Origin of the sequence: Duganella aceris (genome assembly GCF_011090165.1) — a bacterium.
Lineage (GTDB): Bacteria > Pseudomonadota > Gammaproteobacteria > Burkholderiales > Burkholderiaceae_D > Rugamonas > Rugamonas aceris.
Map to the genome: position 1 here is coordinate 137,357 of NZ_JAADJT010000003.1, position 12,262 is coordinate 149,618.

Sequence of the window (12,262 nt, forward strand, 5' to 3'; positions counted from 1 at the left end):
ACGTGCGGCGCTTACCCCAGCTGCGCCTTCATGGCGTTGGCCTTGGCGATCTGGTCGTCGCTGCCGCCGCGCAGCACTTCGTCCAGCAGCTCGCGCGCGCCTTCCTTGTCGCCGATTTCCTGGTAGGCGATGGCGAGGTCCAGCTTGGTGTCCATTTCCATGTGATGGGCCGACAAGGCGTCGTCGCGCGCCGGGGCCGGGGCCGGGCTGGCGTCGGCGGCGGGGCCGTCCGCGGCGCTGTCCAGGTCGAGGTCGATGCTCGACAGGTCGAACTCCGGCGCGGCCGGCGGCGGCGCGGCCGTGACCGACTCGATATCCGCCGGCAGGTCCAGGCTGTCGTTGAAGTCCAGCGCGGACGGCTCGGCTTTCGGCGGTTCGCTGAAAGCCGGCACTTCCGGAATGTCAAAGCTCATCAAGTCCATTTCCAGCGGATCGGTGGACGCCGACGGGATGCGGCTTTCGCTGGCGGAGGCCGGCAGGTCGAGGCCGAAGTCCATGTTCAGGTCGTCCAGCGGCTCGGCGGCCGGCACCGGAGCGGGCGCCGGTGCCGGTGCCGGGGTGTCGAACGCCAGGTTGAAGGCGTCTTCCAGCGGCTGTTCGTCGGCCGGGGCCGGCATTTCGATGGCCGGCGCCGTGGTGCCGACCGGCTCGAAGCTCAGGCCGCCCAGGTCGAAGTCCATCAGGTTGTCCGATTCCGCCGCCACCGAGGCCGGCGAGACCGACGCGTCGGCCGCCTGCGGCAGCGCGGTTTCCATATCGCCGCCGAAGTCCATGGCGCCGCCGGCCGGCGCGGCGTCATGGCCCAGATCGAAGTCTAGCCCGGAGGATGGCTCGACGCGGCCGCCTTCTCCGACGCCGCTGCCGCCGAAATCGCTGCTGCCGCCCTGGTCGAAGTCGTTGCCGAAATCGTTGTCGAAGCTGGCCGCCGTGGCTGCGGCCGCCGTCGCGGCCGCGACCGGCGCGGCGGCGAACATGGTCGAGCCGTCGCCTTCTTCCTTGCCCATCGAGTACAGCGGATTGGACGGATCCAGCGCCAGGCCCATCGCGGCGGCTTGCGCCCACTCATCGCCGTCGCCGCGCGTCAGCGAATACAGCTCGGACGCCTGGGTCTCGAACGAACGCAGATCCTTGCGGGTGGCGTAGATTTCCAGCAGTTTCAGGCGCACCGGGTGACGCTCGGGATGCGAGCGCAGCGCTTCTTTCAGGATCTCTTCCGCCTGGGCATCGCGGCCGTAGGCGATGTAGACATCGGCCTCCGCCACCGGATCGACTTCGTTGGTGTCGAGCTGGCTGGCCGATGGCGCGAAGTTCGAATTGAACACGCTGTTGTTGGTGTCGACGCTCTGGCCGCCGGCTTCGGCGATCAGCGCTTGCGACGGCATGGCGGTGTCGCCGAGGATCGAAGTCTCGTCCTTCGGCACCACGAACTGCTTGCGGCGGCGCGAGGCGATCAGCGCGCCCAGGCCGGCCAGGATGGCGGCCAGCGCGATGCCGACGTAGTTCAGGTTGTCCATCAGGATTTCGAACACGCTCGGCTCGGCGATATTCTTCGGCGGCAGCACCAGCGTGCGCTTCGGCTTCGGCGGCTCGACCGGGACGCTGGCCTCGGCCGACGCGGCGGCCACCGGCGGCTTGACCTCGGCCGCCGCCTTGCTCTTCACGGCCATCAATTTTTCGAGGTCGTTGACGTTCTTTTCCAGCTCCTTGACGCGCGCGGCGGCCTCCTCCGCCTGCTTCTGCTTGGCGACCTTGTCTTCCTCGGCCGCCTGGCCGGTCTTGCCTTCGACCGGCGCGCTCGGCGTGGCCTTGGACAGCGTCAGCTTATCCTTGGCGGCGTTGACCGCGTTCGGCTTCTCTTCCACCTTGGCGGTGATCTTGCCCGACACGTTCTGCGAGGTTTCCGGCTCCTTGGCCGGGGTGCTGTTGGCGACCTGGCCGGCCAGCTTGGCGCGGTAGGCGTTGAAATCGACCGCGTGCGCGACCACCACGCCGCGCGCCTCGCCTTCCGGCGCGCTGCTGCGGATCGCGTCGGAATCCGGCACGGCCAGGATCTGGCCCGACTTCAGGCGGTTCATATTGTTGCCGCTGAACGCTTCAGGATTGGCGCGATACAGCGCCACCAGCATCATGTCCAGCGACACGTCGGCCGGTTTGACCTGGCTGGCGATGCGGCTCAGGTTGTCGCCCGACTTGACGGCATACTCGCTTGCGGCGCGCTTGGCCGGGGCCGGCTGCGGCTGCGGCTGTGTCTGTTGCGGTTGCGGCGACGCTTGTTGCGGCTGCGGCTGGCGCACCGGCGCCGACGGCGCCTGGCTCACCACCGGCGCCGGGGTCTGCACCGGCGCCGGCACGCGGCCGCCCAGGTCCACCGGCGCGGCCACTTGCGGCGGCTGCGCGTTGCGGATGTCGGGCGGATCCAGCAGGAAGGTGTACTCGCGGACCATGCGGCCGCCGGTCCAGTTCAGTTCCAGCAGCATGTCGACGAACGGCTCGTTGATCGGCTGGGTGGAGCTGACGCGGATGATTTGCCGCCCGTTGCGCTGGTCGACCTCGAAGCGCAGCGACATCAGCGCCGGATTGAAGTCGATGTTCGCGGTGCGGAAGGCCTCGACCGGCGCCAGCTTGGCGACCAGGGCGCCGGCTTCCTCGGCGGTGACGGCGGTCAGTTCGATCTCCGCTCGCAGCGGCTGGCCCAGCGAGGACATGACGGTCAGCTTGCCGAGTCCCGCCGCGTTGGCCGTGGCGGCCACCAGCACCGCGCTGGCTACCGCGCCGGTGAGGGTTTTCAACGCGAACGAAACGATGCTGGAGCGAGTGTTTACAGACATAGTGGGCGGCAGTAGGTTGTCAGAGGGAAAATGTTACTTTCCCAGATATACCAACATATCATCATGCACAGGAGCATGCAAGCTTTGCACGGTGTTTCTCTAGTGATACATGAACATGTGTAACGTCTATGCCTACTTTAAACCAAAAAAAGGGGTTTTCCCTATGAGAGCACATAGAGAAAACCCCTTCTGCTGTAACAATTGCAGGCCGATCAGTCGTAGGGTCGGACCCCGTACGGGGTCCGACCCTTTTGTCGCTGTGCGGGTTACGCGTCCAGCACGATGCGCAGCATGCGGCGCAGCGGTTCGGCCGCGCCCCACAGCAACTGGTCGCCGACGGTGAAGGCGGACAGGTAATCGTCACCCATGCTCATCTTGCGCAGGCGGCCGACCGGGATCGACAGGCTGCCGGTGGCGGCGGCCGGCGACAGGCCGGTCACCGACGCTTCGCGGGTGTTCGGGATGACCTTCACCCACTGGTTGTTGGCGGCGATGATGTCGTGGATCTCGTCGATCGGCACATCTTTTTTCAGCTTGATGGTCAGCGCCTGCGAATGGCTGCGCATCGCGCCGATGCGCACGCACAGGCCGTCGACCGGGATGGCTTTGGAACCGAAGTCCGCGCCCAGGCCGAGGATCTTGTTGGTCTCGGCGCCGCCCTTCCACTCTTCCTTCGACTGGCCGTTGCCCAGGTCCTTGTCGATCCACGGGATCAGGTTGCCGGCCAGCGGCGCGCCGAACTGCTTGGTCTCTTCGGCGGAAAGGCCGTGCTGGGTCGCCAGCACCTGGCGGTCGATTTCCAGGATGGCCGAGGCCGGATCGTCCAGCAAATGCTTGACCGAGCTGTTGATGGTGCCGAACTGGGTCAGCAGCTCGCGCATGTGCTGCGCGCCGCCGCCCGATGCCGCCTGGTACGTCATCGAGGTCATCCACTCGACCAGGTTGTGCTGGAACAAGCCGCCCAGGCCCATCAGCATGCACGACACGGTGCAGTTGCCGCCGATGTAGTTCTTCACGCCCTTGCCCAGCGCGTCCTTGATGACGTTCAGGTTGACCGGGTCCAGCACGATGACGGCGTCTTTTTCCATGCGCAGCGTCGACGCGGCGTCGATCCAGTAGCCGTTCCAGCCTGCGGCGCGCAGTTTAGGGAACACTTCGGTGGTGTAGTCGCCGCCCTGGCACGAGATGATGATCTCGCACTTTTTCAGTTCGTCGATGTCGGTCGCGCTTTTCAGTTTGGTTTCGTTCTTAGCCATCGCCGGCGCGTTGCCGCCCGGATTCGAGGTGGTGAAGAACACCGGTTCGATGTGGGCGAAATCGCCCTCTTCCTGCATGCGCTGCATCAGGACCGAACCGACCATACCGCGCCAACCTACCAAGCCTACTAATTTCATGTTGCTCTTCCTTGTCTAAAATTTTTATGCGAGCGCTTTGACCACAGCGTTGCCCATCTCTTCCGTGCCCACCTTGGTGGTGCCGGCCTCGTAGATGTCGGCGGTGCGCAGGCCCTGGGCCAGCACCTGCTTGACGGCGGTCTCGATGCGGTCGGCCTGTTCCGCCTTGTTCAGCGAGAAGCGCAGCATCATCGCGGCCGACAGGATCGTCGCCAGCGGATTGGCGATGCCCTTGCCGGCGATGTCCGGCGCCGAACCGTGCGACGGCTCGTACAAGCCCTTGTTGTTGGCGTCAAGCGAAGCCGACGGCAGCATGCCGATCGACCCGGTCAGCATCGCCGCCGCGTCGCTCAGGATGTCGCCGAACATATTGCCGGTGACGATGACGTCGAACTTTTTCGGCGCGCGCACCAGCTGCATCGCGGCGTTGTCGACATACATGTGCTCCAGCGCCACGTCCGGATATTCCTTGTGCACGTCGGTGACGATGTCCTTCCAGAACTGGAAGGTCTCCAGCACATTGGCCTTGTCGACGCTGGTCAGGCGCTTGTCGCGCTTCTGCGCCGCCTGGAACGCCACATGGGCGATGCGGCGGATTTCGCCTTCCGCATAGCGCATCGTGTCGAAGCCTTCGCGCTGGCCCTTGAACGGACCGTCCGGGCATTCGCGCACGCCGCGCGGCTGGCCGAAATAAATGTCGCCGGTCAGTTCGCGGATGATCAGGATGTCCAGTCCGGACACCACTTCCGGCTTCAGCGTCGAGGCGCCGGCCAGTTCCGGATACAGGATCGCCGGCCGCAGGTTGGCGAACAGGCCCAGGTTCTTGCGCAGGCCGAGGATGGCCTGCTCCGGACGCAGCGGACGATCCAGCTTGTCGTACTGGTAGTCGCCGACGGCGCCGAACAGCACCGCGTCGGCGGCCTTGGCCAGCGCCAGCGTGCCTTCCGGCAGCGGATGGCCGTGGGCGGCGTAGCCGGCGCCGCCGACCGGCGCGGTTTCCAGCTCAAACTTTTCGCCCAGCACGTTCAATACCTTGACGGCTTGTGCGACGATTTCCGGGCCGATACCGTCGCCCGGGAGGATAGCAATTTTCATAGAATTCGATCTGTTAGATGACGTTGGCCAGCCAGGGCTGGCTTGCCAGATGACGCTCTTCGAAGTCGCGGATAACGTCGGCGTGACGCAGCGTCAGGCCGATATCGTCGAGCCCGTTCATCAGGCAATATTTGCGGAAGGCGTCGATCTCGAAGGGATAGGAGACGCTGCCGTTACTGGTGGAAATGCGCTGCTGTTCAAGGTCGACCACCAGACGGTAACCGGGGAAGGCCTTGACTTCATTGAACAGATGATCGATCTGCGCTTCGGGAATGACGATCGGCAGCAAGCCGCTCTTGTAGCAGTTGTTGAAGAAGATGTCGGCGAACGACGGCGCGATGATGGCGCGGAAGCCGTACTGGTCCAGCGCCCACGGCGCGTGCTCGCGCGACGAGCCGCAGCCGAAGTTCTTGCGGGTCAGCAGGATCGAGGCGCCTTGATAGCGCGCTTCGTTCAGCACGAAGTCCGGGTTCAGCGGACGGCGGCTGTTGTCCATGCCGGGTTCGCCGTGGTCCAGGTAGCGCCATTCGTCGAACAGGTTCGGGCCGAAGCCGGTGCGGTGGATGGACTTCAGGAATTGCTTCGGAATGATGGCGTCGGTGTCGACATTGGCGCGGTCGAGCGGGGCCACCAGTCCTTCGTAGATCGTAAATTTATCCATAATGCTTTATAAAAGTCGGGTATCAATGGCCGGCGGCGCCCTGCACCGCCTGGCCGGCTTTCTGCACATCCTTGCCCATGCCGGCGATGGTGTTGCAGCCGGTCAGTACGAAGGCGAGGATGCTCAGTGCGATCAGTTTTTTCATGATAGGTCTCGGAGGATGATTGAGATCAGCGCAAAGCGCGTACGTCGACGAAGTGGCCGGCGATACCGGCTGCCGCGGCCATCGCGGGAGACACCAGATGGGTGCGTCCGCCTTGTCCTTGGCGTCCTTCAAAATTACGGTTGGAGGTGGAGGCGCAGCGCTCGCCCGGTTCCAGGCGGTCGGCGTTCATCGCCAGGCACATCGAGCAGCCCGGTTCGCGCCACTCGAAGCCGGCATCCTTGAAAATGCGGTCCAGCCCTTCGCGTTCCGCCTGGTCCTTGACCAGGCCCGAGCCCGGCACCACCATCGCCAACTTGACGTTGGAGGCGCGGTGCTTGCCGCGCACCACGTCGGCGGCGGCGCGCAAGTCCTCGATGCGCGAGTTGGTGCAGGAACCGATGAACACCTTGTCGATGCGGATGTCCGCGATCGCGGTGTTCGGCTTCAGGTTCATGTAGACCAGCGCCTTTTCCATCGCGTCGCGTTTGACGCTGTCTTTTTCCAGGTCCGGATCCGGCACCCGGCCGTCGATCGCGGTCACCATTTCCGGCGAGGTGCCCCAGGTCACCTGCGGCTTGATCTCGGCCGCGTTGAGCGTGACCACCAGGTCGAATTTCGCGCCGGCGTCGGAATGCAGCGTGCGCCAGTACTCGACCGCGCGGTCCCAGTGCGGACCGGCCGGCGAAAACGGCCGGCCCTTGACGTAGGTGATGGTGGTGTCGTCGACGCCGATGATGCCGGCGCGCGCGCCCGCCTCGATCGCCATGTTACACACCGTCATCCGGCCTTCCATCGACAGCGCGCGGATGGTCGAACCGCCGAACTCGATACAGTAGCCGGTGCCGCCGGCGGTGCCGATCTTGCCGATGATGGCCAGCACCACGTCCTTGGCGGTGACGCCGGCCGGCAGCGCGCCGTCGACCTGCACCAGCATCGCCTTGGATTTCTTTTGCAGCAGCGTCTGGGTCGCCAGCACGTGCTCGACTTCCGAGGTGCCGATGCCGTGCGCCAGCGCGCCGAAGGCGCCGTGGGTCGAGGTGTGCGAGTCGCCGCAGACCACGGTCATGCCCGGCAGGGTCGCGCCCTGCTCCGGCCCGATCACGTGGACGATGCCCTGGCGCTTGTCGTTCATGTTGAAATACGTCAGGCCGTAGGCCTTGGCGTTGTTGTCCAGCGTCTCGACCTGCAGGCGCGAGACCGGATCGGCGATGCCCTCGGCGCGCGAGGTGGTCGGCACGTTGTGGTCGGCCACCGCCAGGTTGGCCGAGATGCGCCACGGCTGGCGGCCGGCGGCGCGCAGGCCGTCGAAAGCCTGCGGGCTGGTCACTTCGTGCACCAGGTGGCGGTCGATGTACAGGATGGTGGTGCCGTCTTCCTCGGCCTTGACCACGTGGGATTCCCAGAGTTTGTCGTAGAGCGTCTTCATCATGATGTGTGCTTCCAGCTACTGCTTGTGTGAGTGATCCACTTCGATTATGCCATAGTGTGCAAGCCGACCGCGGCCGCCGCCGCCCCGGCCTCGTGAGCCGGCGCGGTTCCGCGCGTCGTTGCAACCAGAATGACTCCTTTAAAAACGGTGAAAAAAAAGCCTGCGTGGACGCAGGCTTTTGGGCTTACTGGCCTTGTCTTTTCGACTAGGCCGCCATGCGTACACTACCTCGACATCCGTCCATTAGGAAGGATAGGCCCACCACTAGCACCAGTTCGCCTTCGGCGGAACGGGCGGTGCCGGTGATGCCCTCGACGGTAATCGCGGTCATCGGTTTGATCACCAGGTCGGCGGTGCCGTCGACCGCTTCCACCGCCAGGATGTACGGTTGTGGCGCGGCGACAACAATGCCCACCTTCTCGCGGCAGCTCTCGTAGCCCAGCGAGTCGGCCAGCGAACGCACCGGCAGCGGGCGGCCCTGGTCCTTCAGCACCGGCGCGCCGCCGACTTCCATGAACACTTCCGGCAGCTCGACCACGCGCTGCACCACGGCCATCGGCAGCGCCAGCGCGGCGCCCGAGGTCGAGACCAGCATGGTCGGCACGATCGACAACTCGATCGGCAGGCGGATGGCGAACTTGGTGCCCTTGCCCAGCGACGATTCGATATGGATGGCGCCACGGTTCTTCTCGACGGCGGTCTTGACCACGTCCATGCCGACGCCGCGTCCGGAGACGCTGGACGCCACTTCCTTGGTCGAGAAACCCGGCAAGAATACCAGCTGGAAGCATTCGTCGTTGCTCAGGTTGGCCGATTCGCTGATCAGGCCCTTTTGCTGGGCCTTGGCGCGCAGCACCACCGGATCCATGCCCTTGCCGTCGTCCTGCAGCACGATCATGACGCTGTTGGCTTCCTGCCACGCTTTCAGCGAGATGTAGGATTTGGCGGGCTTGCCGGCGGCCAGGCGGTCCTCCGGCGATTCGACGCCGTGGTCCAGCGAGTTGCGCAGCATGTGCACCAGCGGATCGTACAGGCTGTCCACCACCACGCGGTCGACTTCGGTCTCCGCGCCTTCGATGGTCAGTTCGACGTCCTTGCCCAAGTCCTTGGCCAGCTCGCGCACCAGGCGCGGGAATTTCTGGAACAGGCGGCCGACCGGCTGCATGCGGGTCGCCAGCGTGGCGCGCTGCAGTTCGGTGGAGTAGCGCGAGGCGCGTTCCAGCGTTTCCGCCAGCGTCGCCATCAGCGTCTGGGCCTGGCCCTCGAATTTGAATTGCAGCAAGCGTTCCAGCAACACGGCGGCCTGGTTGGCGGCCTGCACCGATTCGCCGGCCACTTCCAGCAGCGCGTCGAGCTTGACGGCGTCGACGCGGATCGATTCTTCCTTGGCCGGCGCGGCGTGCGGACGCTCTTCGCGCTTTTCGCTGGGCTCGCGCACGCGGGTCGCCGGCGCGACCTGCACGGCGGCGGCCACGGCCGCGAGTTCGGCGGCCGGAATCGGCGCCGACGGGGCGGCCACCGGCGCGGCGACCGCAGCCACCGCAGGGCGGGTGTAGCTGCCGGCCGGCATTACGGCCTCATACATGCCTTCCCAATCCAGGCCGCCTGCGGACGGGGCGGCGGATGGCGCGGCCACGGCGGCGACCGCGACCGGGGCGGCGACCGGCGCCGGGGCCGCTACCGGGGCGGCGGCGGCCGGCTTGGCCGGCGCCGCCTGGGTCTTGCCTTCGATGGCGTCGGTCAGCAGGACCTCCAGGTCCTTCGGCAGCGCCGGCAGGCTGTCCGGCTCGGCGCCGTTGCTCAATTCGGCGAGTTGGTCGGCGACGAAGCCCGACGCTTGCAGCGCCGCCTCGATCGCCAGCGGCGTGACCGGCGCGGCGCCGGTGCGCAGCGCGTCGAACAGGTTCTCGGTCAGGTGGCAGGCGGTGACCATCGCCGGCAGGCCCATGAAACCGGCGCCGCCCTTGATCGTATGGAAGGAGCGGAAGACGGCGTTCAGTGTTTCCTTATTGTCCGGGTCGCGTTCGAGCCGCAGCAGATGCTCTTCCACATTGACCGCAAGATCCATCGCCTCGACGACGAAATCCTTGAGCATATCGTCCATTAGAATCCCAGATCAGCAAGCAGGTCGTCGACATTGTCCTGGTTCAACGCCACGGCTGGAGCCGATGGGCCGGACATCAGGGACACTTCTTTTTGTGCAATCTTCTCGCGCACCGCCGGCGGCGCGTTGTCGCGCAACAGCTCCGCCAGTTCGTGCTCGACGGTCTTGGTGATGTTCACCACTTTTTTGATCAGCTGGCCGGTGATGTCCTGGAAATCCTGGGCCATCATGATTTCCAGCAAGCGGGCCTTTTCCGACTCGGTGGCGGCCGACACCGCGACCGCGAAGGCCTGCGAGTCGCCGGCCAGTTGCTTGAACTGGTCCAGGCTCAGCTTGCCGGCGAACAGCTCGGCCCAGCGGGTTTCCATGTCCTTCGATTGTTTCGACAACACGTCCTGGGCCGGCATGCCTTCGTCCAGCGTGTTGAGCACCTTGTTGGCGGCCTGTTCGGTCAGCGTGGCGACGTATTCCAGGCGGTCCTGGGCGTCGTTGATCTGGGTCGAGGCCTCGGTCAGCGCCTTGTCGTAGCCGAGTTCGCGCAGCGAATCGTGCAACAGGCGCACGATGCCGCCCAAGCGCTCGAACATCGGCTTGTCGCCGCCCTCTTCGCCTTCGGCCGGCTCGGCGGCGGCTGCGGCGGCCGGAGCGGGCGCCGGGGCCGGGGCCGGTGCGGCGGCGGCGGGACGGGCCGACGCTACTTGATCAAACAGGCTTTCCAGGTCATCTTCCGCAGCGGCGGCCGGTGCTGGGGCAGGCGCTGGAGCGGACGCTGCGGTCTTGCTCTGAGCAGACACTTCTTCAAATAATGCGTCGAAATCATCAGCGGCGTTAGTCATAATTCCTGCTTCTCCATAATTTGTCAAAATTGCTGCCTAAACCAGCCGGCGATGGGACGCGCTTCGCCAGCAAGTTTACTGTTCTATCGTATTTGCAGATACTAACATTGGATAGATCGCCAAAGTACGCCTGAGACACAAAAGTAGTGCCTGAATGCAAAAAAAACCCGGCGCGAAGTCGAAATGTACACACTCTGGCCACAGTATAAAGCTGTTTTATTTGATAAACATCAAGTCTTTCCATACTAACAATAATGTAAATCGCGACTACAATGAAACCGTGACGCGGGGTTTGAAAAGGAGATTGACCATGTATAGCAAAATCTTGATCACGACCGACGGTTCCGCCGTCTCCAGCAAAACCGCCTGCGCCGGCGTCACCTTCGCCGAGCAGCTCGGCGCCGAGGTGCTGGCGCTGTTCGTGGCGCCCGAGTACCAGTACCCGATCTACGTCGAGATCATTCCCCCCAGCTATCCCAGCGAGGACGAATACCGCGCCGCCATGCGGCGCGCCGGCGCCGAGCACACCCAGGACGTGGTCGACTCCTGCGCCCGGCGCGGCGTGCGCTGCGAAACCATGACCGCGTTCGCCGAAAGCGCGGCGCTGAAAATCGTCGATGTGGCGCAGAGCAACGGCTGCGACCTGATCTTCATGGGCTCGCACGGACGCAGCGGCTGGGGCCAACTCTTGCTGGGCAGTGTAACCAACAAGGTGCTGTCCCATTCCAGGATACCGGTGCTGGTGCACCGCCTGATCAAAGAGCCAACCGCAAATAAAAAGTAAGTTTCATACTTTTTATAGTAACATTCGCGGGTTGATTCAAACGCAACACCTTTTACTCTTAATCACTTTCGATAGCAGCCCCTTCCTATGATTCGTATAGTCATCGCGGACGACCACACCATCATGCGTGAGGGTCTCAAGCGCATACTCGACGGCGCCCCGGACATCGACATCGTAGGCGAGGCCATCGACGGCTTCGAGGTGCTCGGCCACGTGCGCCAGGGCGGCTTCGACCTGCTGTTGCTGGACTTGTCGATGCCCGGCCGCAGCGGCGTCGACCTGATTCGCCAGATCAAGGCCGAGGCGCCCAAGCTGGCGATCCTGATCCTCACCATGCACGAGGAGGAGCAGTACGCGGTGCGCGCCATCCGCGCCGGCGCCCAGGGCTACCTGACCAAGGAAAGCGCCGGCACCCAGCTGGTAGGCGCGATCCGCAAGGTGGCCTCGGGCCGCCCGTACATCAGCACCGAGGTGGCGGAGCAGCTGGCGCTGAACATCATGATGCCGAACGAGAGTTTGTTGCATAAACAGCTGTCGGACCGCGAGTTCGAAGTGTTTTCGCTGTTGGTCGCCGGCAAGTCGATCACCGAGATCGCCAACAGCCTGCACCTCAGCGTCAAAACCGTCAGCACCCACAAAACCCGCATCATGCAGAAGATGGGCATGAATTCCCTCTCGGAGATGGTGCAATATGCCGTCGCCCATCGGCTGTTATCCCCGTTTAAAACCTGAGGACCAGACTGGGCAGTAGGAAGATTCCTACAATGCTGCGCTGGCTCCTACGTCCATATTCAGCTATTGCTGATATCTATCTCCCCCTCCTGTTGGCATACTGAAACCATCGATTCATGCTGCATGGCTACAGCATTCGCAGCAGGATTCCGCACGGCACCAGTACCGACCCTACGAATAGCAATACCTGTCTACAGGAGATGATTATGCTGTCCACGCAAACGTCTGAAATTCGTCCATCCACGACGGCGACC

At 64.3% G+C, this 12,262-nt stretch carries 10 protein-coding genes; 2 read left to right on the forward strand and 8 right to left on the reverse strand.

Going from position 1 to position 12,262, the window contains the following annotated elements; genetic code table 11:
• Nucleotides 1–11: 11 nt before the first annotated feature.
• The 8 genes from GW587_RS07830 to GW587_RS07865 form a co-directional block, all read right to left on the reverse strand.
• The gene (locus tag GW587_RS07830) at nucleotides 12–2,828 is read right to left on the reverse strand and encodes a motility hub landmark protein FimV (protein WP_166100745.1); all 2,817 of its coding nucleotides are present in this window, start codon (nucleotides 2,826–2,828) and stop codon (nucleotides 12–14) included.
• A 266-nt stretch (nucleotides 2,829–3,094) separates the two neighbouring features.
• Complete coding sequence (gene asd, locus GW587_RS07835) at nucleotides 3,095–4,222, reverse strand: aspartate-semialdehyde dehydrogenase (RefSeq protein WP_166100748.1); 1,128 nt, start codon at nucleotides 4,220–4,222, stop codon at nucleotides 3,095–3,097.
• A gap of 24 nt (nucleotides 4,223–4,246) precedes the next feature.
• Nucleotides 4,247–5,317: a 3-isopropylmalate dehydrogenase gene (leuB, locus tag GW587_RS07840; protein WP_166100750.1), complete on the reverse strand. Its 1,071-nt coding sequence runs from the start codon at nucleotides 5,315–5,317 to the stop codon at nucleotides 4,247–4,249.
• Between the two features lie 13 nt (nucleotides 5,318–5,330).
• Nucleotides 5,331–5,978: a 3-isopropylmalate dehydratase small subunit gene (leuD, locus tag GW587_RS07845; RefSeq protein ID WP_166100753.1), complete on the reverse strand. Its 648-nt coding sequence runs from the start codon at nucleotides 5,976–5,978 to the stop codon at nucleotides 5,331–5,333.
• Nucleotides 5,979–6,000: 22 nt separating this feature from the next.
• Entirely contained in the window at nucleotides 6,001–6,123 is a 123-nt protein-coding gene (locus tag GW587_RS07850) for an entericidin A/B family lipoprotein (RefSeq protein WP_166100755.1), read from the reverse strand.
• A gap of 25 nt (nucleotides 6,124–6,148) precedes the next feature.
• Complete coding sequence (leuC, locus tag GW587_RS07855) at nucleotides 6,149–7,552, reverse strand: 3-isopropylmalate dehydratase large subunit (RefSeq protein WP_166100758.1); 1,404 nt, start codon at nucleotides 7,550–7,552, stop codon at nucleotides 6,149–6,151.
• A 205-nt stretch (nucleotides 7,553–7,757) separates the two neighbouring features.
• On the reverse strand, nucleotides 7,758–9,656 hold the full coding sequence (locus GW587_RS07860; RefSeq protein WP_166100760.1) for a chemotaxis protein CheA: 1,899 nt from the start codon (nucleotides 9,654–9,656) through the stop codon (nucleotides 7,758–7,760).
• Complete coding sequence (locus GW587_RS07865; protein WP_166100762.1) at nucleotides 9,656–10,492, reverse strand: protein phosphatase CheZ; 837 nt, start codon at nucleotides 10,490–10,492, stop codon at nucleotides 9,656–9,658. The genes GW587_RS07860 and GW587_RS07865 overlap by 1 nt, the downstream gene beginning before the upstream one ends.
• A gap of 310 nt (nucleotides 10,493–10,802) precedes the next feature.
• On the opposite strand from GW587_RS07865, the gene GW587_RS07870 reads away from it, so the two are divergent.
• The gene (locus GW587_RS07870; RefSeq protein WP_166100764.1) at nucleotides 10,803–11,276 is read left to right on the forward strand and encodes a universal stress protein; all 474 of its coding nucleotides are present in this window, start codon (nucleotides 10,803–10,805) and stop codon (nucleotides 11,274–11,276) included.
• Between the two features lie 87 nt (nucleotides 11,277–11,363).
• Entirely contained in the window at nucleotides 11,364–12,008 is a 645-nt protein-coding gene (locus GW587_RS07875) for a response regulator (protein ID WP_090314830.1), read from the forward strand.
• Nucleotides 12,009–12,262: the final 254 nt, after the last annotated feature.

Excerpts from the sequence above, each read along its gene's own strand:
- GW587_RS07830 (WP_166100745.1), bottom strand. The coding sequence starts at position 2,828 with ATGTCTGTAAACACTCGCTCCAGCATCGTTTCGTTCGCGTTGAAAACC.
- asd (WP_166100748.1), bottom strand. The coding sequence starts at position 4,222 with ATGAAATTAGTAGGCTTGGTAGGTTGGCGCGGTATGGTCGGTTCGGTC.
- leuB (WP_166100750.1), bottom strand. The coding sequence starts at position 5,317 with ATGAAAATTGCTATCCTCCCGGGCGACGGTATCGGCCCGGAAATCGTC.
- leuD (WP_166100753.1), bottom strand. The coding sequence starts at position 5,978 with ATGGATAAATTTACGATCTACGAAGGACTGGTGGCCCCGCTCGACCGC.
- GW587_RS07850 (WP_166100755.1), bottom strand. The coding sequence starts at position 6,123 with ATGAAAAAACTGATCGCACTGAGCATCCTCGCCTTCGTACTGACCGGC.
- leuC (WP_166100758.1), bottom strand. The coding sequence starts at position 7,552 with ATGATGAAGACGCTCTACGACAAACTCTGGGAATCCCACGTGGTCAAG.
- GW587_RS07860 (WP_166100760.1), bottom strand. The coding sequence starts at position 9,656 with ATGGACGATATGCTCAAGGATTTCGTCGTCGAGGCGATGGATCTTGCG.
- GW587_RS07865 (WP_166100762.1), bottom strand. The coding sequence starts at position 10,492 with ATGACTAACGCCGCTGATGATTTCGACGCATTATTTGAAGAAGTGTCT.
- GW587_RS07870 (WP_166100764.1), top strand. The coding sequence starts at position 10,803 with ATGTATAGCAAAATCTTGATCACGACCGACGGTTCCGCCGTCTCCAGC.
- GW587_RS07875 (WP_090314830.1), top strand. The coding sequence starts at position 11,364 with ATGATTCGTATAGTCATCGCGGACGACCACACCATCATGCGTGAGGGT.